This is a genomic window from Sphingobacterium sp. BIGb0165 (assembly GCF_024810095.1).
Lineage (GTDB): Bacteria > Bacteroidota > Bacteroidia > Sphingobacteriales > Sphingobacteriaceae > Sphingobacterium > Sphingobacterium detergens.
The window spans coordinates 630495-657454 of the sequence record NZ_JANUEB010000002.1 but is presented as its reverse complement, the minus strand read 5'-3'; the positions used below and the strand labels follow the sequence as shown (position 1 = coordinate 657454).

General features: G+C 37.5%; 26 protein-coding genes. 18 read left to right on the top strand and 8 right to left on the bottom strand.

What is annotated here, in order from left to right:
* Window positions 1-25: 25 nt before the first annotated feature.
* Window positions 26-622, top strand: a complete 597-nt coding sequence (locus M2408_RS06430) for a 50S ribosomal protein L25 (protein ID WP_223582092.1) — start codon at window positions 26-28, stop codon at window positions 620-622.
* A gap of 78 nt (window positions 623-700) precedes the next feature.
* A complete protein-coding gene (gene pth / locus M2408_RS06425) occupies window positions 701-1264 on the top strand; it encodes an aminoacyl-tRNA hydrolase (protein WP_259180297.1) in 564 nt (187 codons plus the stop codon).
* A gap of 48 nt (window positions 1265-1312) precedes the next feature.
* Here the strand turns inward: pth and M2408_RS06420 are convergent, their stop codons facing one another.
* Window positions 1313-3553 carry a TonB-dependent receptor plug domain-containing protein gene (locus M2408_RS06420; RefSeq protein ID WP_259180296.1) on the bottom strand — a complete coding sequence of 747 codons (2241 nt, stop codon included), beginning with the start codon at window positions 3551-3553 and terminating at the stop codon, window positions 1313-1315.
* A 4-nt stretch (window positions 3554-3557) separates the two neighbouring features.
* Window positions 3558-3920, bottom strand: a complete 363-nt coding sequence (locus tag M2408_RS06415; RefSeq protein ID WP_259180295.1) for a BlaI/MecI/CopY family transcriptional regulator — start codon at window positions 3918-3920, stop codon at window positions 3558-3560.
* Between the two features lie 317 nt (window positions 3921-4237).
* Between M2408_RS06415 and M2408_RS06410 the strand changes: the two genes are divergently transcribed.
* From M2408_RS06410 to M2408_RS06340, 15 genes are all read left to right on the top strand, one after another.
* Entirely contained in the window at window positions 4238-5608 is a 1371-nt protein-coding gene (locus M2408_RS06410) for a hypothetical protein (protein ID WP_259180294.1), read from the top strand.
* A gap of 5 nt (window positions 5609-5613) precedes the next feature.
* The gene (locus M2408_RS06405; RefSeq protein WP_259180293.1) at window positions 5614-6621 is read left to right on the top strand and encodes an SPFH domain-containing protein; all 1008 of its coding nucleotides are present in this window, start codon (window positions 5614-5616) and stop codon (window positions 6619-6621) included.
* Between the two features lie 6 nt (window positions 6622-6627).
* Complete coding sequence (locus M2408_RS06400; RefSeq protein WP_104383962.1) at window positions 6628-6873, top strand: hypothetical protein; 246 nt, start codon at window positions 6628-6630, stop codon at window positions 6871-6873.
* Between the two features lie 191 nt (window positions 6874-7064).
* Complete coding sequence (locus M2408_RS06395) at window positions 7065-8351, top strand: citrate synthase (protein ID WP_108635060.1); 1287 nt, start codon at window positions 7065-7067, stop codon at window positions 8349-8351.
* A 313-nt stretch (window positions 8352-8664) separates the two neighbouring features.
* Complete coding sequence (gene nuoH, locus M2408_RS06390) at window positions 8665-9738, top strand: NADH-quinone oxidoreductase subunit NuoH (RefSeq protein ID WP_259180292.1); 1074 nt, start codon at window positions 8665-8667, stop codon at window positions 9736-9738.
* A 3-nt stretch (window positions 9739-9741) separates the two neighbouring features.
* A complete protein-coding gene (locus M2408_RS06385) occupies window positions 9742-10305 on the top strand; it encodes an NADH-quinone oxidoreductase subunit I (RefSeq protein WP_120260076.1) in 564 nt (187 codons plus the stop codon).
* A 4-nt stretch (window positions 10306-10309) separates the two neighbouring features.
* Window positions 10310-10852 carry an NADH-quinone oxidoreductase subunit J gene (locus tag M2408_RS06380; RefSeq protein WP_259180291.1) on the top strand — a complete coding sequence of 181 codons (543 nt, stop codon included), beginning with the start codon at window positions 10310-10312 and terminating at the stop codon, window positions 10850-10852.
* The gene (nuoK, locus tag M2408_RS06375; protein WP_104383957.1) at window positions 10849-11157 is read left to right on the top strand and encodes an NADH-quinone oxidoreductase subunit NuoK; all 309 of its coding nucleotides are present in this window, start codon (window positions 10849-10851) and stop codon (window positions 11155-11157) included. Before M2408_RS06380 ends, nuoK begins: the two co-directional genes overlap by 4 nt.
* 3 nt (window positions 11158-11160) lie before the next feature.
* On the top strand, window positions 11161-13215 hold the full coding sequence (locus M2408_RS06370; RefSeq protein ID WP_259180290.1) for an NADH-quinone oxidoreductase subunit L: 2055 nt from the start codon (window positions 11161-11163) through the stop codon (window positions 13213-13215).
* A 3-nt stretch (window positions 13216-13218) separates the two neighbouring features.
* Window positions 13219-14820, top strand: a complete 1602-nt coding sequence (locus tag M2408_RS06365) for a NuoM family protein (protein WP_259180289.1) — start codon at window positions 13219-13221, stop codon at window positions 14818-14820.
* 6 nt (window positions 14821-14826) lie between these two features.
* Window positions 14827-16308: an NADH-quinone oxidoreductase subunit N gene (locus M2408_RS06360; protein ID WP_259180288.1), complete on the top strand. Its 1482-nt coding sequence runs from the start codon at window positions 14827-14829 to the stop codon at window positions 16306-16308.
* 110 nt (window positions 16309-16418) lie between these two features.
* Window positions 16419-17024: a DUF4254 domain-containing protein gene (locus M2408_RS06355; protein ID WP_120260081.1), complete on the top strand. Its 606-nt coding sequence runs from the start codon at window positions 16419-16421 to the stop codon at window positions 17022-17024.
* 4 nt (window positions 17025-17028) lie between these two features.
* On the top strand, window positions 17029-18054 hold the full coding sequence (locus M2408_RS06350) for a glycosyltransferase family 9 protein (RefSeq protein WP_259180287.1): 1026 nt from the start codon (window positions 17029-17031) through the stop codon (window positions 18052-18054).
* Window positions 18051-19280, top strand: a complete 1230-nt coding sequence (locus tag M2408_RS06345; RefSeq protein ID WP_259180286.1) for a glycosyltransferase family 4 protein — start codon at window positions 18051-18053, stop codon at window positions 19278-19280. Before M2408_RS06350 ends, M2408_RS06345 begins: the two co-directional genes overlap by 4 nt.
* A 12-nt stretch (window positions 19281-19292) precedes the next feature.
* The gene (locus M2408_RS06340; protein ID WP_259180285.1) at window positions 19293-20408 is read left to right on the top strand and encodes a glycosyltransferase family 1 protein; all 1116 of its coding nucleotides are present in this window, start codon (window positions 19293-19295) and stop codon (window positions 20406-20408) included.
* A gap of 2 nt (window positions 20409-20410) precedes the next feature.
* On the opposite strand, the gene M2408_RS06335 is transcribed toward M2408_RS06340, so the two are convergent.
* From M2408_RS06335 to M2408_RS06310, 6 genes are all read right to left on the bottom strand, one after another.
* A complete protein-coding gene (locus tag M2408_RS06335; RefSeq protein WP_259180284.1) occupies window positions 20411-21364 on the bottom strand; it encodes a glycosyl transferase family 90 in 954 nt (317 codons plus the stop codon).
* Between the two features lie 64 nt (window positions 21365-21428).
* Window positions 21429-22097 carry a glycosyltransferase family 32 protein gene (locus M2408_RS06330; protein ID WP_259180283.1) on the bottom strand — a complete coding sequence of 223 codons (669 nt, stop codon included), beginning with the start codon at window positions 22095-22097 and terminating at the stop codon, window positions 21429-21431.
* Window positions 22098-22107: 10 nt separating this feature from the next.
* Window positions 22108-22917 carry a glycosyltransferase family 2 protein gene (locus M2408_RS06325; protein ID WP_259180282.1) on the bottom strand — a complete coding sequence of 270 codons (810 nt, stop codon included), beginning with the start codon at window positions 22915-22917 and terminating at the stop codon, window positions 22108-22110.
* Between the two features lie 24 nt (window positions 22918-22941).
* The gene (locus tag M2408_RS06320) at window positions 22942-23751 is read right to left on the bottom strand and encodes a glycosyltransferase family 2 protein (protein ID WP_259180281.1); all 810 of its coding nucleotides are present in this window, start codon (window positions 23749-23751) and stop codon (window positions 22942-22944) included.
* A gap of 4 nt (window positions 23752-23755) precedes the next feature.
* A complete protein-coding gene (locus M2408_RS06315; RefSeq protein WP_259180280.1) occupies window positions 23756-24922 on the bottom strand; it encodes a glycosyltransferase in 1167 nt (388 codons plus the stop codon).
* Window positions 24923-25011: 89 nt separating this feature from the next.
* The gene (locus M2408_RS06310) at window positions 25012-25833 is read right to left on the bottom strand and encodes a glycosyltransferase (RefSeq protein ID WP_259180279.1); all 822 of its coding nucleotides are present in this window, start codon (window positions 25831-25833) and stop codon (window positions 25012-25014) included.
* Between the two features lie 124 nt (window positions 25834-25957).
* On the opposite strand from M2408_RS06310, the gene M2408_RS06305 reads away from it, so the two are divergent.
* A complete protein-coding gene (locus tag M2408_RS06305) occupies window positions 25958-26959 on the top strand; it encodes a glycosyltransferase (RefSeq protein WP_259180278.1) in 1002 nt (333 codons plus the stop codon).
* Window position 26960: the final 1 nt, after the last annotated feature.

Sequence of the window (26960 nt, the reverse complement as noted above, 5' to 3'; positions counted from 1 at the left end):
CTCAAAATTTATAAAAAATTAAAAGATGAAATCAATTGCTATTAGCGGTTCTGTAAGACAGAACGTAGGGAAAAGAGATGCGAAAGAGTTACGTTACCAAGGTTTAGTACCAGCAGTACTTTACGGAGGTAAAGAACAAACTGCTCTTGCTGTATCCGCAGCTGATTTGAAACCAGTTCTTTACACTGCTGACGTTGTAATCGTAGAATTAAACGTTGACGGTCAAACAAAAAGAGCTATCGTTCAAGACGCACAATTCCACCCATTAACTGATGTAGTTACTCACGTTGACTTTTTAGAATTATTTGATGATAAAGAAGTATCATTAAATATTCCTATCAAATTAACAGGAACATCTCCAGGTGTTAAAATGGGGGGTAAATTAGTTCAAAAATTACGTAATTTACGCGTAAAAGCAGTACCTGCTAACTTACCACAAGAAATTGAAGTACCAATGGAATCTTTAGAAGTTGGTAAATCATACCGTGTGGCTCAAGTTCAATTGGAAAATGCAAAAGTATTGAACAACTCTGACGATACAATCGTTTCAGTTATCATGTCTCGTGCATTGCGTCAAGCTGAACAAGAAGCAGCGAAAGCAGCTAAAGGTGGTAAAAAATAATCTGAACAAGATTTTCTATACTACAGAAAGCACCGAAATTCGGTGCTTTTTTGTTTATTAAATTTTTATTTTTGCAACATGAATTATCTTATCGTTGGATTGGGCAATATCGGCAGTGAATACGCCGACACACGACATAACATTGGCTTTATGGTTGCAGACGAATTGGTCAAACAGGCTGGTGCAAGCTTTTCTTTACTGAAATTAGCCTACTATAGTGAATTTAAACAGAGAGGCCACAATGTAACCGTCATCAAACCGACAACCTACATGAACCTCAGTGGCAAAGCGGTCAATTATTATATGCAGCAATGTAAAGTGCCTATTCAAAACGTATTGGTGATCGTCGATGATCTCGCGATCCCATTTGGTTCTCTACGCATGAAGCCTAAAGGCAGCAGCGCTGGCCACAATGGGCTTAAATCCATCGAACAGCTTTGTGGTGGAAAGGTATACCCGCGTCTACGCTTTGGCATCGGAGATAATTACCCCAAAGGTAGACAGGTTGACTATGTCCTTGGCCCTTTTGACAAAGAAGAACAAGCTGAACTACCTGCTTTAATCGATCATTCTGTCAAAATGATCCAAAGTTTTGTCAATATCGGCATCGAGCTGACCATGACAAATCTGAATACAAAATAAAAGGGACTAAGGTCCCTTTTATTTTATTACACCAAAATATTACGCTTATTAGCCCTTCCCCTTCGCAGCTTCAGCACGTTTTCTTTCGACATCAAGCTCAGTCTTGATTACGCTATTAATCTTTCCTTCCAAACTTTCGGCCTTATCATCTGTTTCTTTTAATTGAGCCGCTTTCTTCGTGGTGATGATAATTACACCATTTCCTCCCGCTGCTCCATACAAAGCTGTTGCACTTTGATTTTTAAGCACCTCCACAGACGCAATATCCGAAGCTTTCAAATCATTTATATCTATCGAGTGGATCTGACCATCCACAACAAATAATGGCGTTCCCGATGATCCACGAATTCGAATTCCATTTTTACCTCCTACAGGGGCAAAATTCAGCCCGTCCGCCATTCCTTTTGCATCAAATGTAGTCGATTTGCTTTGACTCCCATCTGTTTTGGATTTCCCTTCGAAAGTTATGGTTTTAGCCTCCTGTCTATCATCATTTTTTTTGTAATAAAGAACCGGGAGAGTCTCGTCTACTTTATTTTCAGATTTGAGTCCCTTAGCAGCTTTGCTGATTTTATCCGGATTTTCCCTTGCCCAACTTTTTGTGGTAATTAATACAACACCATACTCAGCCTCCTGACCATATTTTTCAACCGCAGAGGCCCCCTTCAACACTGTTATATTCTCTATATCGTCCGATTTGAGATCGCTTAGTAGCTCCTGATCTGCCTTTTTGCCATCAATAAAATACACCGCATCGCTTGGCTTATTATTTCTAAACTTAATCCCAATCGTCTTACCTCTCAGTTCAGTCACTTTTTTACCAATATTCGTACCTTCCTTTAATTTCAGCTCAATCACGCCATCTTTCCCAGCATCCCCATATTTATTCACAGCAGCTGGCCCTTCCAACACCGTCATTGACGCAATTGAGTTTGGGTCAAAATCATTTACATTAAAGCCTGGATTTTGAAGAACACCATCGACAAAATACCGCATTTTTGTCTGCGCGATATCTTGTTTTTGTTGCTTCTCAACTGAATTGGCTAAAATTGCGCCTCTAGAGATATCGATCGCTAGTTTGGTTTTATATTTAATTAGGGCATTATCATTAGAAAACCAATATTTTGATAGTTTTCTTTCAGGATAAGCCAAAAAGTCCGCTTTAGAAACGAGCTTATTGTCAATAAAGTACTTTAGATCTTTAGAAAAATCGATATCCGATCTGCTGATTTTTTTAAAATCGCTGGCTTGGTTAGCTTTTACGCTATGAAGGGTATCAATCTTAATCTCATTCGATCCAAAAGCTTCTTTCAATAACTTTCCCGCTTCGCCAACCATCTTCACTGACAAAGTGGAATCCCGCTGTTGATCGTCCAATTTAAGAAGCGTAGTTTCATTAGCCTTCTCAACAACTCCCTCTATGCTACCCTCCGCTTTGCTTACGGTAAATGCTGCACCCGTCAGTAAGAATACTGGCAAAAGGAAGGCATATTTACTCAGTTCTATCTTGGATGACCTTTTCCTATTCATCATCATAATGCGACGTTTTAATAGTTTAAAATTAAATTGATTGCTCAACCCTATTGAAGTGCCTTTTTTGGACACATTCAACAGGCTATATTGGTACGTCTGTTTGTCAATTCCTTTATTGAGTACCTGTTGATCAGTCAGAAACTCCAAATTTTGGCGAATGGCCCTGCGCATGAACCAGACGAAAGGATTGTACCAACAACACACCAATATCATTTCAAACAATAAAATATCCAAGCTGTGAAGGCCTTTCACATGAATATCCTCATGCTTAAAAATATCTTTCAGTTCAGCATCCATATGCTGCCCTTTATTGACATAAATCTTATTTAAAAACGAAAATGGAACAATAGGAATAAACACATTCCGAAAAAAATATGTTTTCCATTGATCCGCAGTGGAATGAAAATGAATCCTCAATAGGCTCAATAACTGAAATAGGAACTTCAACAATAACAACACTGCTCCCAAAATAAACACCATCTCCACCAATCCCGCCAATGTAAGCTTTTCTTGAACCTCCGGATCCTCAATATAAAATGAAATCTGCTCACCGACCAACCCCATGTCTAACCCGCGCTGTACAAACAATGATTTTAAATCCAAAAAAGGGTAAATAAAAGCAAATAATCCGCCTATTAAAAAATAGCCTCTATTTAATGAATAGAATGTCAAACCTTTCAATAGCCCTACATAACCCAAGTAGATTATGCTCAACAACAGATTGACTTGTATGATATAGGTCAGTAGATTTTCCATCGTACTAAGATTTGTTGTTTTTGATCAGATCCATGATCTCCTTTAACTCGTCAGCAGTCAGCTTTTCCTCTTTCACGAAAAAAGAAACCATCTCTTTGTAAGAATTCTTGAAATAATCACCCACAAAAGAATTCATAAACTTGGCTTTATAATCCTGCTCACTGACCATAGGCTCATAACGTTTTGCATTAGCATAACGCACAGCTTTCACAAAGTCCTTACGCTCCAAATTCTTTACTGTCGAGGCCAGTGTCGTATAAGGCATTTTCTCGCCCTTGACATTATCTAAGATCTCTTTAATAAAACCTCCATTTAGGCTCCAGATAGATTGCATCGCCTGCTCTTCTTGTGCTGTTAACTTTTCCATGTCTTAATCTTTCTTTACTATTCTTTCACTAATCTACGAATAATTCGTAAATACCAAAAATATATTTTTATTTATCATGTAAGCGATCTAAGCCGGTCATAGGCCAAATATTCTTTGTAACAATACAATCGGTATCATTTCTCGACGTATTTAAAATCAGTCCCATCGAATATAAGTTGACTGGCCGAAAATTTGCTATTCCTTATTTTTTATTTATAACTTTCATCTGTGGATCATATTCTTCCAATACACAAATTCCATCTTGGTAGAAATGAAATTTTAAACAGCGGTAATTCAAAACAAATACAACAAGATAAATGGCCAAAAGCATCAAAGCGATCAAATGTCCTCATTGTGGCAGCATAAAAGTCAGCACAATACGCCCCGACTATTACAAATGTGACAGTTGTGGAACGGAGTTTTTCTTAGATAGCGATGATATCAATATCAATCACAATTACAACTATCCGCGCAATAACCCGGATCAGTATAAACCAATACGTATAGTATTATTTGCTGTTGTAGGCTTTATTGCCCTCATGTTTTTAATCGGAACCTTAAGTGCCATTTTTTCCAAAAAAACTGAACCGGATTATTCGACCTATAGTTCCTCCAACACTGCCGACAAAAAAGAAGAAGCCATTACCCTAGAATGGAATTATGCCTCAAACGAATTATTTTTAGATAAAAACAATATTCCCCATATTGTCTTGGTGGGCAATGTCCGGAATTCAAAAGCAAGATTTGACGAAGGCAAAGACAATAAAGTCTATATCGGATTATTTGATCCCAAAACGGGCAAAAAGGAATGGATAAAGCCGTTGATGGATACTCCCGTCGAATTATCGAGTAGCGACGTTAAATTACAGGTCTTTGAAGACCAAAACCTCTATATCATCGTCAAATCCAAGTATATCTATCAATTGGACAGAAATAGCCTAACCTACAAAAGTGTCCTTGAAAATTATGTCAAAGATGCACCGTCACTCAGCACGGGCATTGCCAAAGTTGAATTTAAATACGAAGATTATGGATCTTCCTATCAAATTATAAACAATGAAGGACAAAATCTTGCCTATTACCCTTTAATCAATAAATCTATACCGGATAAGCAACTTTACGATGAAAGAAGGAAGAAACTTCCCAATCCGACAACAAAAACTGAGTTCACTTTTTCAAGTAAATCCAGCTATTACCCCGAGGAAAAAATTCAGTTAATCCAATACAGTTACCAATATCAATATGGATTTCCCAAAGATAGTCCGCGCTTTTCCTGGGATAAAGATTATGGCGGATCAGGCATTTTTACCGACCGCGATCCTTACAAAAAGGTACTGATCAATCCTTGGCAATTTAAAGGAGCCCGTCTGATTAGCTTTAAAGATTTCACACCGGGAAGGCTCTATTTTCAGCCTGTCGTGCTTGCTCAGAATGACAAAACACTTTTGATTGCATACAAACCAACACCTGCGGAAGATGATCCTTTACAAATACAACTATTGGATATTTCTACTGGTGCTATACAGAAAACAATCAGCACAGAACTTAAATCCATTTATGGAAATGGCTCCCTGCTCAAAGATGGTTTTATTGTCAAAGGTTCAAGCGACTATTACTATTTTGATAATAGCGGAAAACAAATCAATAAATTCGAAGGGTATAATCCCAAATTCGACTCATTAAATTAAATATTATGGGACTATTCAATCTTTTTAACAACCAACTATCAGAGGTCATTGAGTGGAAAAATCAAGACCCCCGTGTATTATGGTATAAATTTCCTTCCGAAAGAAATGAAATTAAAAATTCCAGTAAACTTATTCTTGCCCCAGGACAGGGCTGTATCCTTGTCTATGAGGGGAAAGGCGAAAGCCTACTCATAGAAGCTGGCACCTATAATTTAAAAACGGATAACCACCCTTTCTTTACCACCTTGGCCAGGTTGAGACAAAATTTTGAGTCTGAACACAAGCTGTATATTTACTTCTTTCGTACTGCAGCTATTGTCAATCAGTCTTGGGGGACAGGAAATCCAATAAAATACATTGACCCACAATATAACCTTCCGGTAGAAATAGGCTTGAATGGTACTTTTTCTTACATCATTAAAGAACCCGTACATTTCTATAAAAACATCGTTGCCAATCAAAACACAGTCAGCACAGCGGCGATTCAGGATGTTATCAATAATCGAATTCCGCAACAGATTGTCGCACAGATTGCCCAAAAAAAATTGGGTTATAATGAAATCGATAGCCAACTCCCCGTTTTGTCTATTGACATAAAAGTGGCTGTCGAACAGGATTTTAAAGATCTCGGATTAGAAATTACAGATTTTAAGATCCTAGGAACCCAGTTTGACGCTAATACACAACGTAGAATTGGTGAAATTGCGGATTTGACAACACAAAATCAGGCCGCGCAGCAAGCGGGTTTGAGTTATGTGGAATTGGAAAAATTACGCGCGCTCCGGGATGCCGCCAAAAATGAAGGTGGTCTGGCCGGCATTGGCGCACAACTGGGTGTTGGCATGGAGCTGGGGAAGCAATTTGATCTTCAAAAAGAAGAAATCAAAGACAATATACAAGAAGAAGGTGATTTTGTCGAAAAACTGCAAAAACTGCAATTACTGCTACGTGAAAACATCATCACACAGGACGAATTCGACACACTCAAAAAACAGATTCTCAACAAAATATAACCCATCATGAAATACATCTTTGGTATATTATTCACCTTGGTTATCCTATTTGTAGCTACCTATTTTCTATTAGGGCTCTGGGGTATCCATTTCCTGGATGCTGAAAATTTCAGCAAGATCCTATGGACAACAGGTATCCTTACCCTTACATCTATTATTTTGGTCTGCTTCGTTATCTTGCCTTTTTTTGGTTCGGGCAAAAACGGAAAATATGAGGATAAAGGAAAAGTCGCCCAGCGAAAAATAGATTAACGTTTTAGGTATAATAAGATAGTGTTAAATTTGAATAAACTATTTGCTTATTTGAGTAAATAGTTATTCAATATTATCCAAAATGACGCAATGATGTCATTTAAATTCCAAAAGAACTTTCAGTTTTAAATATCAAATAGTTAAATTTGTGAGATTAGCATACAAAATCAGATATAAGATAACATATAAACATGTCAGATAAAGCATCTATAAATTTAGACGGCACTTCTTATGACCTTCCGGTCATTGTCGGTACTGAAAATGAAAAAGCAGTTGATATTTCAAAATTAAGAGATCTAAGCGGATTTATTACGTTAGACCCAGGATACAAAAACACGGGTGCAACAAAAAGTGCGATTACTTTCCTTGACGGTGAAACAGGTATATTGAGATATAGAGGATATCCAATTGAGCAATTGGCAGAGAAGTCTACGTTCTTGGAAGTTGCTTATTTATTGATCTACGGAGAACTTCCGAAAAAAGAGGTATTGGAAAAATTCAGAGCTGACATCAAAAAGCAAATGATGATCCACGAAGATATGAAGAATTTCTTCGCTGGATTCCCATCCAAATCCCACCCAATGGGCCAACTTTCTTGTTTAGTGGGCGCATTATCTGCATTTTACCCTGAATCTTTAAATCCAAACTTAACTGACGAAGAAGAAGATCAAACGATCATCAATCTTTTGGCTAAAATGCCTACTATCGTTTCGTGGATTCAAAAGAAATCTTTAGGTCATCCAGTCGTTTACCCTAAAAACAATTTGGGTTATATTGACAACTTCTTGAATATGCTATTCGGCGAAGTTAACGACGAAAAAACATTCGATCCTGTTGTCATCGATGCTATGCACAAATTGCTTATTTTACATGCTGACCACGAACAAAACTGTTCGACATCAACAGTTCGTATCGTAGGCTCATCCAATGCGAATCTTTATGCTTCTGTTGCCTCAGGTATCAATGCATTATGGGGTCCTTTACATGGTGGTGCCAATCAAGCGGTAATCGAAATGTTGGAAGCTATCAAAAATGATGGTGGTGATGCAGAAAAATACCTTGCAAAAGCGAAAGATAAAAATGATCCATTCCGTTTAATGGGATTCGGTCACCGTGTATACAAAAACTTCGATCCACGTGCTAAAATTATCAAAAAAGCATGTGACGATATTTTAGAAAAATTAGGTGTTCAAGACCCAGTATTGGATATTGCTAAGAAACTAGAAGAAGCAGCGTTGAATGATCAATACTTTATCGATAGAAAACTTTATCCAAACGTCGATTTCTATTCAGGTATCATCTATCGTGCCTTAGGATTTAAAGCAGATATGTTTACAGTATTATTTGCTTTGGGTCGTCTTCCAGGATGGATCGCACAATGGAAAGAAATGCGTGAAAACAAAGAGCCTATCGGCCGTCCAAGACAAGTATATGTTGGACATACCGAACGTAATTACGTTGAGTTCTCAAATCGTTAATTCGATTGATCTCCATAAAAAAAGCATCCCAAGGGATGCTTTTTTTATGGAGATCAGGTTACAGCGTCTATTCAAAAACACTATGCGATAACATGTTATATAAACAAAAAGTGTATTATATTTATGAAAACATCATCAGCCAGAGGCTTACACAACCGAAATCTTAATACTCAAATCTAAATACGAATACCTCTATTATGTCACGATAATCTACTTGTTAAGTATATTTTAATTTTTCCCTATCGAAATTCCCTGTTTTTCGTTAAGTTTGCGTATTCATTGGACGCTTATTAAAAATCATTATAAATAAGACTTGTTAGATACAATACTACATATCTTGGTTCCCATTGCTATTTTCACCTTTATAGCAGCATTTACCTTATTTGCAGTATATGCCGAACGTAAGATTGCGGGATTTGTCCAAGATCGTCTCGGACCGATGGAAACCGGGAAATATGGCAGTCTCCAGACCATAGCCGATATCCTCAAATTGCTTCAAAAAGAATTAATCACCCCCTCTTTAGCCGATAAAATTCTCTTTAGAATTGCCCCAATTATTATTTTCGTAGCGGTCTTTACTGGATTTGCAGTTATTCCTTGGGCCAAAGATTTTATTCCGGCCAATACACATACGGGATTATTCTTTATCATGGCTATTATCTCCATTGATGCATTGGGGATTCTAATGGCTGGTTGGGGATCGAACAACAAATATTCACTGCTTGGATCCATGCGTGCAATTGCCCAAATGGTATCTTATGAAATACCTGTTGGGCTCTCATTGATTACAGTAGTGATGTTAACACAGACCTTAAACCTCAATGAAATTGCTATTGGTCAAGGCATTCTGACTAACGGAAGCATCAAGTTTTTAGGCTTTTGGGAGGTCAATGAGATAGGTGGATTCTTCGCTTGGAATATTTTCCAAGCACCACATTTAATTGTAACCTACATCATATTCTTTATCGCAACACTTGCCGAATGTAACCGAGCTCCCTTTGATATTCCGGAAGCGGAATCGGAATTGGTTGGTGGTTTTCACACCGAATATGGCGGGATTCAATTTGCCTTTATTTTCCTTGCCGAGTATGCCATGATGTTTTTGGTATCGATGCTGGGTGTTGTCCTGTTTCTAGGTGGCTGGAATACACCACTCCCTAATATTGGCGCAATACGGTTGGCCGATTGGACAACAGGCCTAGCCTGGGGAATCTTTTGGACCTTGGCCAAGTCATTATTTATTGTAGGGATACAAATGTGGATTCGGTGGACTTTACCCCGATTACGTGCCGATCAATTAATGAGCTTATGTTGGAAGGTATTGACACCCTTAGCTTTTATTTGCATGGCTATTTCTGCCATTTGGAGAATTTTAATTATAGCATAAGATATGATATTTAAGACGGCTTCCCACGCATTTCGTACGGCAATCAAAGGATTATCTTTGACTGTCAAGCACTTGTTTGGCGCTCGACGTTCGCGTCAGGAATTAAATATCAAAAACGACAACTATTTCGACCGTCAGGAGGGTATTGTTACAGTACAATATCCTGCCGAAAAAATGCCGATCCCCGAAGTCGCTCGCTATCAATTGCAAGTGGATATTGATGATTGCATCGTCTGTGACCTATGTGCTAAAGCATGTCCCGTAGATTGTATTGAAATTGAAGCGATAAAATCACCAGAAGCGATCGGAAAGACGTCCGACGGCAGCGTCAAACGGTTATATCCAGCCAAGTTCAATATTGACATGGCCAAGTGTATGTATTGTGGACTATGTACCGTTGTCTGCCCTACCGAATGCATTGTCATGACCAATGAATACGATCGTAGCTCGCAAAAATTAACCGATCTGATCTACGGATTTTCGGATATGACTGACGAACAAGTTGCACAACGAAAAGCAGAATGGACACAATTTCAAGCTGAAAAGGAGGCAGCAAAGCAAAAATAAAAACATGGAAACTATTTTATTTTATGCCTTTGCCACTCTGGCAATCGGATCTGCCCTTTTACTGGTAAATCTTAAAAATGTAGCCCGCGCCCTATTTCTATTTTTCATTGTACTCTTTGCCATGGCTGGCCTATACCTATTTGCGTTGGCAGATTTTGTAGCCATTACACAAATCATGGTGTATGTAGGCGGTGTACTGATCCTCATGCTATTTGCCTTTATGCTTTCCAACAAAGAACTATTGAAAGATCTTCAAGACAGCAGTGGCTCATTTTTGAGCATGCCCAGGTGGCAAGCAGTTGTATTGGCTATAGGTTTTCTAGTACTCATGATTTTTGGTATTACAGAATGGCATCAGTCCATTCCTACCTGGATCCAACAAGCCAAAGAAAATAATACTGAGATTATTGCTACAGATAATAATATCCAACAAATTGGATTACGATTTATGACCTTTTATGTATTACCATTTGAAGTCATATCAGTCTTTTTGATGATGGCGCTAATTGGAGCATCACATTTATCCAGAAAGGAGCGCAACAGATGATTACATTAACGCATTTTTTGGTTGTCAGTGCTTGCATCTTCTGTATCGGACTTTACACCGTTCTTTCCAAGAAAAATGCCATTATGATTTTGGTAGGTATCGAATTGATGATTAATGCGGCTATTCTAAACTTTGTAGCTTTTGGTAAATACGATAAAGTCAGTTATGGCGGACAGATTTTCGCCCTATTTGCTATTGTTCTTGCTGCTGCTGCTGTCGCAGTTGGCTTAGCATTGGTGTTAAATGTCTATAGACACTATAAAACCATCAATCCGGATGAAATCAATGAATTAAAAGATAAGTAAGAATTGGATCAACTTGCTCACATATCACCGCTATACACAGCACTGTTTACAGTCGTTGCGCCATTTATTGCATTTCTATATCAGGCAATGGCAGGCAAGCGCGATCAGTCAGGGATGATCTCCCTGATCGGCATTATCTTTAGTTTTATATTTGGCGGACTTACTTGGTTAGCAATCTGGAATAATCCGATCGTGTCTGCCCAAATAAACTGGTTTACCATTGGTGAAGCTACTTTTAAAGTCGGCATCCTATTGAATAACCTGAACGTGCTCATGCTGTTTTTGGTTCCGACAGTTGCCCTCCCTGTACACATTTATTCGAGAGCGTATATGAAAGGGGATTCGGGAATCCATCGCTATTGGATGTATCTTAGCCTCTTCTGTTTTGCTATGTTGGGATTAGTCGTTATGGATAGCCTGTTGCTCATGTATATCTTTTGGGAATTGGTAGGTTTCGCCTCCTACCTACTCATTGGTTTCTGGTTCACACGCGAAACGGCTGTACAGGCCAACAAGAAAGCATTTATAGTAAACCGCATCGGAGACCTCGGTTTTCTGATCGGCCTAGCCATTATATTTACACAGTTCAAAACCCTCAATCTGGTCGATCTTTTTGGCGAAGGAGGACTCATCTCTCAGTCTACGATCACAAGCGGACAATGGGTTTCTCCAGTCAACAGCATGGATCAAATTTGGTTAACGATAGCCGGACTGGCATTTTTCCTTGCGGCAATGGCCAAGTCAGCTCAATTTCCTTTACATGTATGGCTACCTGATGCGATGGAAGGGCCAACATCAGTATCTTCACTCATCCATGCTGCCACCATGGTCGCGGCGGGTGTATTTTTACTCGCCACAGTATTTCCGTTATTCAACGAAAGCGCATTGTTGTTTATTGCGATCATAGGTACGATTACAGCGGCCTCGGCTGCCTACTTTGCATTAGGTCAATACGATATTAAACGTATCCTGGCCTTTTCGACTATTTCACAGTTGGGTTTTATGATGGTTGGAATTGGTATTGGAACCTGGGATGCCGCACTATTCCACTTGGTCACACACGCCTTCTTTAAATGTCTCTTGTTTCTTTCCGCAGGAGCCATTATCCATGAGATGGCACATCTCAAAGCACACAGCCATCTTGATTTCGATCCACAAGATCTGAGGAACATGGGTGGACTCAAAAAATACATGCCCAAAACTTTTATCCTGATGAGTGTTGCCTCATTGGCACTAGCTGGATTTCCACTCACATCAGGCTACCTGTCCAAAGATAGTGTTATCATATCTTCCTTTGAATGGGCTTTATCAAAAGGCGACTTATACCTCATTCTCCCAATAAGTCTTATTACAGTCAGTATTCTGACCGCGTTTTATATTGGTCGCTTAATCTTTAAGGCTTTTTTCGGTGATTTCCGAATGTTGGAGCAAGTCAGGGATAAATTGCATGGAACCGTCCTGCATGAAGCACCCAAAACCATGTTGATCCCCATGTTAATATTGGGTATTTGTTGCCTATTCCCGCTATTTTCTCTCAACCCCGTATCCTATCATGACTCCTGGCTGATGCATGGTCTATTATTAGATGAATATACCTTTGCACCTAGCCATAGTGCTCACTTGATTATTCCATTGATCTTATTGATCGGCTCGGTCATCAGCTGGACAATCGGCTGGAAATGGTATGTACAAAACAAATATCCACTCAATGCATCTAGCTTTGCACTGAAAGCATCGTTCAATCAAGGTTATATCAATGAGCTATACCAATGGATATTTGTTAGTGGCACACTAAAACTGGCTAAGTTCTGTTATTGGTTTGATCGCTTTGTTGTAGATGCCCTAGTCGCTTTTATTCAGTTTATCGTCTTATCCCTCTCCCAGTTGAGTGTGTGGATAGACAAATATATTGTAGACGGCTTTGTCAATGCTGTTGCTTCTGTAGCTTACTGGACTGGTAACCAAGTTCGCTTGGTACAGAACGGCAAATTACAGACGACATTGTATTCCGTTTTTCTATTCGTTTTACTTGGTTTAATTTATCTTATATTTTTTTAGGAAATGCCTATTTTATCCTTACTGATATTTTTACCGCTTCTGGCGACGGCGTTTATCCTCGCCCTACCAACACGATATAAATCGAGTTACAAATATATTGCTTTAGCATTTACCGCAGTGCAATTTGTACTTGCCGGTATTTGTTATGTAAAATTTGACGCGAGCCAAACGGGCATCCAAGACTTGGCAGGATACCAATTTGTTGAACAACTTCCCTGGATTCGTCTGGATCTGGGCTCCATCGGAAAATTAGAGATAGATTATCTCATCGGCATAGATGGTATTTCCATGCCATTATTACTATTGAGCGCTTTTGTCATGCTGATGGCGATCGGTGCTTCTTGGAATATACAGAAAAGCCCCAAAGGATATTTCGCCTTACTTATGGTACTCAACATGGCTGTGATGGGTATTTTCTGTGCGTTGGATTTCTTCCTGTTTTATTTATTTTATGAGGTCATGCTCCTCCCACTCTATTTCCTGATTGGTATCTGGGGCGGGGCACGACGTGAATATGCCGCCATAAAATTCTTTCTCTATACGCTCTTTGGTTCGGTATTTATGCTATTGATCATTGTAGGCTTATATTTTTCAGTTATCAACCCCGTAACTGGGGCACATACCTTCAATATGATCTACATGATGAATCCCCAGAATTATTTAGGAGACTCAATCTTCGCGTGGGATGGTTATCAAGAAATATTGGGTATTTCGGCCAGATTGATTGGTTTTGTGGTGCTCTTTTTTGCTTTTGCGATCAAAGTACCGATAGTACCATTACACACCTGGCTACCTGACGCACACGTAGAGGCCCCCACACCAGTATCCATTATTTTAGCAGGTATCCTGTTGAAAATCGGTGGCTATGGTATTATCCGTATCTGCTATAGTATCTTCCCGGACATGGCGGCACTATCCAATTGGTGGCTTGGACTGATCGGCGTCATCTCCATTATCTATGGGGCGTTAAACGCCCTGACTCAAAAAGATTTAAAACGGATGATAGCCTATTCATCGGTCTCTCATATGGGTTTTGTATTGCTTGGCATAGCCTCATTGACCGCCGAAGGAGTTTCTGGTGCGATGTTCCAGATGATTTCCCATGGTTTTCTATCAGCGGCACTTTTCTTTCTTGTTGGCGTGGTTTATGACCGCGTGCATGATCGAAACATCTATAGCTTTAGAGGTTTAGCCCAGCTCATGCCCAAGTATACCGGCTATGTTGCTGTTGCTTTCTTTGCTTCATTGGGACTCCCTGGGTTCTCCGCATTTATCGGTGAAGCATTTGTTATCATCGGTTCGTTCAATGCGGCGAGTGTCGGCACAGGGCTCCCTCGCTGGATGGCCTTAGCAGGTTCAATTGGTATCCTCTTGAGTGCAGCCTATTTGCTATGGACACTTCAACGGATGTTTTTTGGAGAGATCAGACTCAAAGGTGGCGAATCTTGGGCCAATGAATTGACCGATGTCAACAGCCGTGAACAACTGATTCTATTTCCTACCTTGGCTCTTGCGCTTTTACTGGGTGTTATGCCATCCTTGGTATTTAGCAATCTAAATGCAAGTGTATTGAATCTAGTCAGCTTTATCCAACAATTTATTTAATTCAGCATGCTCGCATTCAGTCCATATATCAGTTCATTTATTGATCAAATTATCGTTAGTCTTCCCTATTTCAAACCGGAATTAACGCTGATCATTACTTTTATAGGCACTATTATCGCGAGTCTTTTCGTTGATAAATACTGGGACAAAGCATCTTTTACTTTTACAATAGCTGGATTATTGTTGAGTGGTTGTTACCTATTGGGACAAGGGTTAAGCCATGTGGAGATGGTTGGATTCTTCGACATGATCCACATTGATACATTCGCAACATCGGCACGCATGATCATCCTACTGTCGACCCTACTGATTGTAATCTTTATTCAACAACGTCATCAGCACGATCGTCCTTTGGGCGATTTGTATGCGGTTGTATTGACAGCAACTTTGGGATTGAACCTCTTGACCATGTCGAGCAACTGGCTGATGATCTTCATCGCAGTAGAAACAGTATCGATCAGCTCTTACATTATGGTCGGTTATTTTTCGTCCACTAAAGTACAATCCGAAGCAGCGATGAAATATGTCCTCTTTGGATCCATATGTGCTGCCGTAATGCTCTATGGCCTATCACTGCTTTACGGTTTCACGGGAAACTTAAATTTTGATACGCCAAGTCATATTGCAGGTCTGATGGAAGCCCCTAAGCTAATGATCAGTATTGCCCTCCTGTTTTTACTGACCGGTATTGGTTTTAAACTGAGTTTTTTCCCGTTTCATGTTTGGAGTCCTGACGTTTATCAAGGGGCACCAACCGTGATTACCACGTACCTAGCGACCGTACCTAAAATTGCTGTTGTCGTCCTGCTATCTAAGTTACTTGCTGCCTGGCTTGCAGTATCCTTTTATTTCAGTGATTTCTTGGCTTATGTTATCATCATTATAGCCATTGCGACCATGTTGATCGGTAATCTGGCGGCCCTGCGTCAACAGGATGCCAAGCGTATGATGGCCTATTCTTCTATTGGCCACACAGGTATATTGTTAATGGCAGTACTGGTCTATCAAAACAATGAGTCAAACATTTTGCTGTTCTATTTATCAATTTATGCATTGATGAATATCGCTGTTTTTATTTTTATCAACAACTTGGAGGTCAGTCTAGGTAGCACTTCAATAGACTCTTATAAAGGATTGGGCAAACAGTCCCCTCTATTGTTCACCTCATTTTCGATCGTCTTAATCGCATTGATAGGCTTGCCACCTACCGCAGGATTTGTCGGGAAGCTACTCATATTTTCAAAAGTATTCGAGCAGTATCAAAACTTCCAATCCTTTGGTTTACTTGCTTTATTAATCGTAGGGGCACTGACATCTGTAATTTCACTTTTCTATTACTTTAAGATTCCGTTGAATGCCTTCCTAAGAGACAATGTAGACCACTATTCGGTCAAGTCTAATCCTTTGCTCCTCGGCATTGGTCTATTTTGTACGATTGCAGTGATCTTGCTTGGATTATTCCCAGACATATTATTGTCTTTATTTTAAAAAAACATTTTAACTCTTTTCTCAATAGTTGGTTTTTCCCATTCATTTTACTGTTTTTATACAACACCTGAAGTTAAGGATAACTCCATAATATATTTTATATTTGTAACATGATTAGTGCAATAGCAAATCCCATTTTTCAACGTGCTATCCAGGATTACCACGTATACGATCAGATTGATCATCCAATCCAGAATCCGTATGACAAACAATCCCTAGAACATCTACTGTACCTAAAGTGCTGGATTGATACTGTTCAATGGCACATGGAAGATGTTGTACGTAATCCTGCCATTGATCCCAAGGACGGTTTATACTGGAAGCGACGCATCGATGAGTCCAATCAATACCGCACAGATACAGTAGAATATATCGACAGCTATTTTTTACAGAAATACCAAACTATCGAAACACTGCCTTCAGCGAAAATCAACACTGAAAGTCCAGCGTGGGCCATTGACAGACTATCCATTCTGGCGCTAAAGATTTATCATATGGAGCAGGAGACACTTCGCTCAGATGCTTCTGAAGCACATATTTCTGCTTGTCAGCAAAAATTGAACATCTTGCTGGAACAACGTACAGATCTTTCACAAAGTATCGACGAATTGTTGACAGCGATTGAATCAGGTGAAAAATACATGAAGGTCTATAAACAGATGAAAATGTATAACGATCCTGAACTGAACCCTGTACTTTATACATCCGGAAAATAAAGACATGTCTTTGCCGCAGCGAATCATAGTAACCCGGTTTTCGGCCATGGGCGATGTCGCCATGGTGGCTTCTGTATTGAACGAATTTTGTCAACAATACCCTACGGTAGAGATTATCATGGTGAGCCGCCATTTCTTTGCACCATTCTTTGATGGCATAAAGAATATCAAATTTCATGCAATTGAACCCAAGACAACCCATAAAGGCCTTTTGGGATTAATCAGATTAAAAAATGAGCTTACTCAATATCGTGCAGATGCTGTAGCTGACCTACATTTTAATTTACGTTCGCGCATATTAGATGTATTATTTTCTCTTTCTGGAATAAAGGTCAAACAACTGGACAAAGGTCGCGCAGAAAAGAAAGCCTTGACGCGCAAAGAAAATAAGGTTAAGCACCAATTGAAGCTAACTGTAGAGCGCTATGCAGATGTATTCCGTGCTTTAGGTTTTCACTTTGAACTAAGTCACAAATTGGCTTCTAATTTGCAGGATGTCCCCAAAGCAGCATTTAGCATGTTTGGCAATTTCGAACGAAAAAAAATTGGTATCGCGGCTTTTGCGCAACACCAATATAAAATTCTTTCACTCGTAAAGATGGGACAGATCATAGACCATCTGACACATCATGGATATGATGTATTGCTCTTTGGAGGAAGTAAGGAAGAGTTTCAAATCGCGCAAAACTGGACTGAAAGTTTTCCAAACACCTACAATACCATTGGAAAATTTACGTTGAGAGAAGAACTGGATATCATATCAAATCTGGATCTGATGATCAGCATGGATTCCTCCGGGTTGCACATGGCTTCTTTGATGGGAATACGATGTCTATCACTATGGGGCGCAACTCACCCATACGCGGGATTTACGGGTTATGGGCAGCAATATGATGACTGTATCCAAGTCGAACATCCCAACCGCCCAAGTGCTGTCTACGGCAACAAACCTTGTGATTGCGATGGTACAGAGGCGATTGATTTAATTACAGCGGAAATGGTGATCGAAAAAATAACAGCGATACGATGAGGATAGGATTAGTGGTAATTCGATATGGATTAGACATCACCGGTGGGGCGGAATTCCATTGTAGAATGTTGGCTGAGCAATTGTCAAAAAAACATGAAGTAACAGTATTAACTACGAATATCAAGTTTCTAGACAAACCCGAAATGAATTTCAATGAAGGATTAGAGCCTGTCAACGGTATTCCAGTACTCAGATTTGTTACTAATCAATCCCAAGAACATTCGTTGGCGCTTACAGAAAAAGAAAGTAAAATTTCACGAAAAATCCGTAGGTTGATTCATCGTCTCGGGCTATCGAAATTGATTTTTTCACAATTCCCTATTTGGAAATACAAAGTAGAATCCGAATCGAAGCATTTAGAAAACCATCCCTTTTATTCTTCGACTTTACTGAGCTACATAAAGGAGTTCCAAGATCAATTCGATAAGTTTATCTTTTTCACTTACGAAAATCCACTTACCGTATTTGGATCGCTAATTATACCGCAAAAATCTATCTTGATCCCAACAGCACATATGGAAAGTATGCTATTTAGAAGCATCAATACATTGGTTTTCTCACAGGTCAATCATATTGCATTCAATACCGAAAGTGAGAGAAAGATGTGCCAGGATTTATTTAGAAGCTCCCTAGCAAACAACTCAATCGTTGGTATTGGAGTCAATCAAATCGAAAATAAACTAAATAACATCGATTTAAACGAAAAATTCAACATTCAAGCCCCCTATTTACTCTATTGTGGTCGAATTACTGCTGTAAAAATCAATAATTTCATGCAGTATTTCCTCAAATTGAAAAAGGAAAGAAAAACTGACCTGCAATTTGTATTGACAGGTGAACGTCCGGCTATAGTTGAAAATCATTCCGACATTATTTATACGGGTTTTGTAAGTGAAGAAGATAAAAAATTACTAATGCAAAAAAGTTTGGCAATTATTAATCCTTCTCTAGCTGAAAGTTTATCTTTACTTACATTAGAAGCTCTTCATTTGGGTAAGCCAGTTATTGGTAACCGCAAATGTGATGTTATGGTAGAACACGAACGTAAAAGTGGCTCAGTCTTTTGCTATGATTCTTTCGAGTCATTTGCAGCCATTATCGATTATTTACAAGATCCAAAAACTAATTTCGATACCCTCAAAATAAAAGCCCAAGAATATGTACACAAACATTATAATTGGGATTTGGTATTAAGTAAATTTGAAGAAATTTTTAAAGAAAGCTAAACCAGGTCAAGCATGATAACAGTTGGATTTGATGCAAAACGATTTTTTTTCAATCGAACGGGCTTAGGCAATTACAGTAGGGACCTTATTCGAGTTTTGGAGTTGTATTATCCAGAAAACAATTATTTAAAATACACTCCAAAATTGAATTCTTCTGTTCTTTTTGAAAAGGAAAATGATGAAACAATACGTTTGCCTCAAACTAAATTAGATAAATTCTTCCCGGCATTATGGCGAAGCTCCGGTATTGTCTCAGATCTAAAAAATGATCATGTAGATCTTTTCCATGGATTGACGGGAGAGATACCACATGGTTTAAATACAAGAGAAATTAAATCCGTAGTGACCATACATGATTTAATTTTCTTACGTTATCCCGACCTTTACAAACCAATAGATCGCTGGATATATAATAAAAAATTTCGTTTCGCAGTCACTAATGCAGATCGGATAATTGCAATTAGCGAACAAACTAAATCAGATATTATCAATTATTACAACATCCCTAAGAATAAAATTGAAGTAATCTACCAAGGTTGTCATCCATGCTTTAAGGAGCCAAAGAGCCAAGCTCAAAAAGATGTCCTGAGACAACAATATAATTTACCGGATGAATTTCTGCTGAGTGTTGGGTCAATCGAAAAAAGAAAAAACGTCTTACAAATTGTCAAGGCAATGCACGATATTGACATTCCATTATTAATTATTGGAAAAGAAACCCCCTATCTAAATGAAATAAAAACTTTTATCGCTGCACATAAATTAGAAAATAAGATCATTATTAAGCAGGGATTTACTGTGGAAGAATTATCAACTATTTACGCAATGGCTTCTATTTTTATTTACCCTTCTATTTTTGAAGGATTCGGTATACCCATTATTGAGGCACTATATTCAGGAACTCCCATTATCACAACCAATTCAGGGGTATTTCCGGAAGCTGGAGGACCGTCCTCATATTATATCGATCCGTCAGATGTAGAAGAAATTAATGCTGCAATCAAAACAATTCTTACCGACACACAACTTAAGACCCTGATGATTCAACAAGGACTTCGTTATGCGCAGAAATTCAATGATGAAAAAATTGCATCTGATCTGATCGACTGTTATAAATTTCTTTTGTAATTCTATTCACCTTTCTGATCGGTATGCGCAAAGTATTTTTCCAACACCTTCAATGCGATTAAATCCTCAAGTCGTTTATCTTTGAATTGAGCAATATATTCATTTGCATTGTTCACTATACGTTTTGCCTGTTCCTTATTTTCAATATAATAATTCAGTTTATCCTCCAAATCAGAGTAGTCCTCTTTGATGCAAATAAAATGATAATCTGGAATTAATCGCCCTTCCATAAACCAGGTTTCATAAGTAGGCATTGGCATTACTGCGATAGAATTGGAGGACATGATCCATTTTAAATTTGTAGCAACATCATTTCCCTCCAGAGCCAGTATAAATTTATAATCTAAATGTCCTGTAATAGATAAGTAATTAATATCGGAAGATTTATTTGCCTTCTTAATATTACACAGCGGGTGATTGTTATACAATGAGTAGAAACGTTCACGATGTGGCTGTGAAAAACCACTCCTTCCTACCAACATATTGATTTTGTCCTCAAACAGAACATCATCATGAATAAAATTAAAGTGTCTTGATTTATCAAGTTTTAAAATGACTGAATTGCCATTATCCCCAGCAATTGGTCTACTTTTAACAATTGAAGGGAATTCCGGAATATGGATAATATCACCTGGCAGAATACTAAATTTAAGTTTAGGATTAAAAAATCTCAGATACTCTTTACTATCAAAATAATAAACTCGAATTCGTTCCGGAATATGATATTCCTCAATTGTTATTGTTCCCTTCCCTAATACGCTGTTATGAGTTAACTTGTTATAATAATCAACCCTGTCGCTAACATAAGTTGCATGTTTAATGTAATAAGCATTAGTTAATAGCCTTTTCAGTTTTAGTTGTGCAAATCGGCTTGGAATGATTTCCCTTACAATGGCTTTGATATAATAATAGATCTTATTATTTCTATTCCTCAAAAAAATTCTCTTGAAATTCATGGATAACAAATACTTAAGGCCTAAAGTACGCAAAAACAAGGGAATTTGCTGAATTAAATGCCCTTTAAATATCGGAACCAGGTTTGACAACCGGGATACGAAGTTGCAACTTCTTCCAGTGATTGGATCTATCTTTATAAATCATGATTTTACCAAGCTTATATTTAAATTTCATAATCCCTCTGTAATCATCTGCAATGCAACGGTATTTAACTTCAGGATTTTCTTTTAAAATTTCATTAATTGCTAGGGTATACACTGTCGGACCCGTCATCGCATGGACATCATGTGGAAATCTGTTCTGTTCGATATTATCCACAATCAATTCCAAGGTCCTTTTTAAAAAAGGGTGGTTCTTATCATAGATCAATGCCCATTGCGCATACAAGCTTCGGTTATTCTCATGTGTAATGACCGCAACATCATCAGCAATTAAATATTTATCTAGAGACACCAATAAATCACTGTCGAGATCCAAATAGATACCACCATATATATATAGTACAGCGTATCGAAAGAAGTCAGCTTTGGCTGCTCCAATTTGCAACCGATGGTAGGCCCTGTTGGTCCGTTCATCAAAATGTTCCAAAAAAAAAGCACTTACACGTTGATCATCATAAAACTCATAGGTATAGTCTCTATTTTTCTTTAAAAAGGATCTAATATACAGTTTAGTAAGCCAAGGAATCTTATTGTCCTTAAAGGTTTGAAATATATTTTTTGGTATTCCCATTGTTTTTTAATTATAAGAAACGAGAAAGACCGTCATCGCAAGATCTTAGCTTTTCTGATGTAGTGACTTTCAATAAAAGGTCATTTTGTGGCAGCGACTTTCTTGATTCTTCTTTATGATAAAGATGATAACCAATGGCGGCAAACTTGATTAACTGCCCTTGTATCCCAGCATTAAACAGACGTTCGACAAACTCACTATCTTCTCTTCCCCACCCCTCAAAACGATTATCAAAACCGTTAACAGCACGAATATCCTTCATATAGAATGACATATTGCAAGATCTCACTTTACTTCTATTATCCTTCAAATTTTTTAAGGTTAATCTCGCCAAAAACAGATTGCGAAAACTAGTTATCCGCTTTTCGAATCTATTTTGTTCAAATCCGGAATCAAAGAGGTTCGGATAACTTAATTTGCCTGAATTTACCGACAATTTGGAGGTTAGCCTTTGATTTAATAGTACTCGTCCACCTTGGATAAAATAACCAGGTTTCGCTAATTTAAGGTGATCCTCTACAAAATTAGGATTCATCAAGATATCACCATCAACTAATATCACATATGGCGAAATCACCTTAGCCAGTGCTTTATTTCTTATCTGTGCAACTCTAAAACCTTCATCATCCTGCCAAATATGTAAGATAGGAATTGCTGATACTTCTGCATAACGATCCACCAACTGTTTCGTCTCATCATTCGAACCATCATCTGCAACAATGATCTGGCTTGGTTGTATGCTCTGATTTAATGCAGATAATAACACCAATTCCAGCGCATCAGGTCTATTATATGTTGTAATAATAATTGAAGTTTTCAAAAGAGCACGTTAAATCGTAAAATACTATTCAGATGATTTCAGGTATTTGTTAATTCCGTTATCACAATAGGTCAAATTTAACTCTTTTGTCTTTGCAAACAAACAATTGTTGTTACCTAAGTTCTCTTTTGCGTTTATTTTATGCCAAAGATGAAATACTATACCCCCAAACTTAAGGAAGCGTTTTTTAATATTATTATTTAAAAGCCTCGCTACAAACTCCTTATCTTCAGGTCCCCAGCCTTTGAAATCCTCATTATATCCATTGACACGAATAGCATCCTCTTTCCAGTAGGCCATATTTGCTCCATGAATTTCCCAGCGTTCATCACCCTGGTTTTTGTAATTTAATTCAAAGTATCTCCATAAAAATGGAAACCTAAAAGCACTAAACAAGTTCGAGACCCCTTTATTAAACCTATTTATTCTTGTATCAAGTTTACTGATTTTCTGCTCCGAAAGTTTTTGATCTAAGTAGATACGGCTCGCCCTTACAACGGATCCTTTCTTAGCAAATCTCCTATGATCCTGAAGAAAATAACGGTGTAAAATTAAATCTCCGTCAATTTGAACGATATAATCTGACGAAGCCTGTGCAATAGCTTTGTTTCTAATTTTTGCCAATCGGAACCCTTTATCTTCATGCCATACATGTATGACAGGGATATCCAATCTACTTCTATAGGAATCTATAATCTCGGTCGTCTCTTTATCAGACCCATCGTCAGCAATAAGCACTTCATCTGGCAAGTCTCGTTGGTTTAAAACACTTTCCAAACATAAGGCTAGTGCATCAGGGCGATTAAAAGTAGAAATTAATAAAGAGATTTTCATTTATTCATAAATTATTAAAAACAGCATTCAACACCTCATACTCTTTCTCTATCGTATGATTATTTTTCATATACACAGAGGCCTGACGCGATTGCTCTTTATAGAAATCATCTTTTTCAAGCAATTGAATGATATTTGACGCAAAAGAGTGTTCATCCAAAGAGACCAAACACCCATTATCAGATTTATTAAACAAACCATCTACACCACGTTGATTTGTTACAACAGGAATACCAAAAGACAAGGCTTCAAGCACCTTTATTTTAATCCCTGTTCCCGACAACATAGGGCAAATACAAACTTTAGCTTGTTCATAATATTGCTGTAGATCATCTACTAATCCAAGTTTTACAACATTATCCATGACTGGAACATGTGCACAAATCTTGCCAATAACATGCAGATTAACATTGTCAAGAAGTGGAAAAACTTTTTCCAAAAACCATTTTATACTCACCACATTGTGCGGATTGTCACTTGCAACATAAATTAAGTCAATCTTCTTCTGTCTATATTCTACCACGTGAAATGGCATAGACACAGGTATTAATCTAACGAATTTTCCTGTAAATTGCTCATAGATGTATTTCTCTTCAATCGAAAACGTCCATATTTCATTAAAAAGAGCCATACTGGATAATTCCTGTCCAAACATTTTTCCTAGGTGTTGATTAGAAAAATCACCTTTTTCCTTGGTCTTATTTTGGAGTGTTAAAAAATCATGTGAATCCAAAATTGTATAGGATCCTATCAAATTCTTTACCAAACTAGCAAATTCAACATAACTAATGATCACGTAGTCATACATCCTTTCCTTTAAAACCTTTTCAAACCTTCTCTGAAATGAAGGAGATACCCGGTCTACTAGTGTTGAAGCAAACAAACTTTTAATTTCCTTCTGTAATTTATCACGAAAAAAATAGCTTATTCTATTTTTTTTTGAGGATTTAAAAGGTAAAATAATAAGATTGATATTTGGAAACTCAGACTTAAAAGCCAATTCTCCTTCGGGAGTCCAATTAATTGAGGAAACAAAGTCAATCTCAAAATTTGTAGTAATGGAATTGAAATAGTTTAATAACTGCTTACATCTAGTCAAGTTACCAGCCTTAGAACTGTTCGGGTTCTCTGGCATGAAATATAATATTCTCTTTTTTCTTAATGCTTGCATTTATCTCGATTAGATATAAAACAATAGCGCAATAAATGCTTCTATTTAGGATTAATACGAGTTATTGGCAGAAAGTGCCACAGTCATTTTTAGTTTTTTGCTTTTTTACCAGTTAGTTTATAAAAAAACTTTCTGAACCATTCATTATAATATTTATCTCTAAATTTCAAGTAGGCTCTTCTAGTCTTTATGAGATCAAGAATATGCCACCCCTGTTCTTTATATAATGTATAGTGCTTAGTATAGATATACAAGTGTGCGTCATCAATAATATTATTCTCTTTATTCAAATCAGAAATAGAAGACTTATTTTTCCTTTTTCTATAAAAAAACAGTTCACGCGGTATCTTTTTTACATGTTGATATCTTCGGGTATATCTTATCCACATCTCCCAGTCTTCCGCGATTCTTAATTTTTCGTCAAATAAACCAATATCTTTAAAGGAACTAGCTCGGATCATAGCAACAATTGGAAAGCAGTTTTCGGTCAGTATAGTAATTGGATCGTATGGCGAAAGAGTATATATACCGCACTCATTATCAAACAACTCGGATTCGGGATACACTAAGTCCATTTTTGCTTCAGCTTGAAATACCGCTATACAACTACTTAAATATTCTTCATGAAGCTTATCATCTCCATCCAAAAAAACTACGAAATATCCTTTTGCAATTGAAAATCCATAATTTCTTGCAGCCGATGGGCCATTATTTTCTTGATTTAGCAAAACTAAACTTGGATACCGGGCCTGATATTCTTTTATTTTTTCTACCGACTGATCCTGAGAGCCATCATTCACAACAATTACCTCAAATTCCTTATAGGTCTGATTATAAACTGAATCTAAAGTTTCTTGAATTGTATCTGCATTATTATAACATGGTATTATAATACTTACTAAATGACTCATTGATTTTTTTTATACTTTTATGGGAATTACAGAATCGTACTTCAATATTTTTAATAAGTAACTACACTTACTTTATTCTGTAAATATAAAACATTTAAACAAGAACTTGATTATTTCCTTGTCGATGAATCCAAAAATTCCAACAGTCACTGTGCTCATGGCAGCCTATAATTCCGAGCGTTATATTTCACAGGCAATTAAGAGTATACTCAATCAGACATATGCTAATTTTGAGCTCCTAATTATTGATGATGGATCAACAGATGGTACTATAGAACAAATAAGCACCTTCGATGATAATAGAATCAAGTTACTTCAAAATGAGAACAATCAAGGCGTTGTATACACTAGGAATCGTGCGATAGAGGAGGCCAAAGGTGAATTTATTGCCATTATGGACAGTGATGATATTGCTACACCCAACCGTCTTGAGACCTTATTGAATAAGTTCAACAAACAACCTCAATTAGCGCTTATTGGCTCACATGCATCTATTATTGATTCCAATGGTCATCTCACGGGGCAGCAGATTAAAGTAGAAACCGATCCACAACTGCTTCGATATCGCCTATTTTTTGGAAATAGCTTTGCTCATTCTTCTGTTATGATACGAACAAGCGTCTTTAGAGAATTTGGCGGATATCGGCTTCCTCTTGCGGAAGACTATGACCTTTTTCTTAGAATTTCAACAAAATATCCTGTATTGAATCTAGATGAAGCTCTATTGTTATATCGTGAACACCCTATGGGTATTTCAAAAAAATTTGCGGTTGAATTGGACAATCAGTTAATACTTATTAAAGAACATATTCTTTTCCATCTAAATCTACCTTCAGACAAAAAATATCAAAAAATATTAACCCCGCCGTTTATATGGAACAATATTGATATAAAAGATTATAAAGAGTTCTACACAACTTTATTTAATCATATTGGAGCAGCAGAAAAACCAACACTTGAAGTTCAGAAGTTTATATTTGAAAAATGGTATGAAGTCATTATAAAAAAAGCTGGAAAACAAACATTTTTACTTTTTTTCACTTCACCTTTCTTTGGATGGAAATATATTACAGCTAAACAACTGCGACGGGCATTGAAGAATACAATCAAAAATCTTTTTAAATAAA

Bases quoted from the DNA above. Each gene is read 5' to 3' on its own strand.
- M2408_RS06400 (WP_104383962.1), top strand. From the start codon at position 6,628: ATGAAATACATCTTTGGTATATTATTCACCTTGGTTATCCTATTTGTA.
- M2408_RS06430 (WP_223582092.1), top strand. From the start codon at position 26: ATGAAATCAATTGCTATTAGCGGTTCTGTAAGACAGAACGTAGGGAAA.
- M2408_RS06335 (WP_259180284.1), bottom strand. From the start codon at position 21,364: ATGAATTTCAAGAGAATTTTTTTGAGGAATAGAAATAATAAGATCTAT.
- M2408_RS06355 (WP_120260081.1), top strand. From the start codon at position 16,419: ATGATTAGTGCAATAGCAAATCCCATTTTTCAACGTGCTATCCAGGAT.
- M2408_RS06360 (WP_259180288.1), top strand. From the start codon at position 14,827: ATGCTCGCATTCAGTCCATATATCAGTTCATTTATTGATCAAATTATC.
- nuoK (WP_104383957.1), top strand. From the start codon at position 10,849: ATGATTACATTAACGCATTTTTTGGTTGTCAGTGCTTGCATCTTCTGT.
- M2408_RS06315 (WP_259180280.1), bottom strand. From the start codon at position 24,922: ATGCAAGCATTAAGAAAAAAGAGAATATTATATTTCATGCCAGAGAAC.
- M2408_RS06320 (WP_259180281.1), bottom strand. From the start codon at position 23,751: ATGAAAATCTCTTTATTAATTTCTACTTTTAATCGCCCTGATGCACTA.
- M2408_RS06380 (WP_259180291.1), top strand. From the start codon at position 10,310: ATGGAAACTATTTTATTTTATGCCTTTGCCACTCTGGCAATCGGATCT.
- M2408_RS06310 (WP_259180279.1), bottom strand. From the start codon at position 25,833: ATGAGTCATTTAGTAAGTATTATAATACCATGTTATAATAATGCAGAT.
- M2408_RS06345 (WP_259180286.1), top strand. From the start codon at position 18,051: ATGAGGATAGGATTAGTGGTAATTCGATATGGATTAGACATCACCGGT.
- M2408_RS06410 (WP_259180294.1), top strand. From the start codon at position 4,238: ATGGCCAAAAGCATCAAAGCGATCAAATGTCCTCATTGTGGCAGCATA.
- M2408_RS06305 (WP_259180278.1), top strand. From the start codon at position 25,958: ATGAATCCAAAAATTCCAACAGTCACTGTGCTCATGGCAGCCTATAAT.
- M2408_RS06385 (WP_120260076.1), top strand. From the start codon at position 9,742: ATGATATTTAAGACGGCTTCCCACGCATTTCGTACGGCAATCAAAGGA.
- M2408_RS06330 (WP_259180283.1), bottom strand. From the start codon at position 22,097: ATGGGAATACCAAAAAATATATTTCAAACCTTTAAGGACAATAAGATT.
- M2408_RS06350 (WP_259180287.1), top strand. From the start codon at position 17,029: ATGTCTTTGCCGCAGCGAATCATAGTAACCCGGTTTTCGGCCATGGGC.
- M2408_RS06405 (WP_259180293.1), top strand. From the start codon at position 5,614: ATGGGACTATTCAATCTTTTTAACAACCAACTATCAGAGGTCATTGAG.
- M2408_RS06420 (WP_259180296.1), bottom strand. From the start codon at position 3,553: ATGGAAAATCTACTGACCTATATCATACAAGTCAATCTGTTGTTGAGC.
- M2408_RS06415 (WP_259180295.1), bottom strand. From the start codon at position 3,920: ATGGAAAAGTTAACAGCACAAGAAGAGCAGGCGATGCAATCTATCTGG.
- M2408_RS06395 (WP_108635060.1), top strand. From the start codon at position 7,065: ATGTCAGATAAAGCATCTATAAATTTAGACGGCACTTCTTATGACCTT.
- M2408_RS06340 (WP_259180285.1), top strand. From the start codon at position 19,293: ATGATAACAGTTGGATTTGATGCAAAACGATTTTTTTTCAATCGAACG.
- pth (WP_259180297.1), top strand. From the start codon at position 701: ATGAATTATCTTATCGTTGGATTGGGCAATATCGGCAGTGAATACGCC.
- M2408_RS06365 (WP_259180289.1), top strand. From the start codon at position 13,219: ATGCCTATTTTATCCTTACTGATATTTTTACCGCTTCTGGCGACGGCG.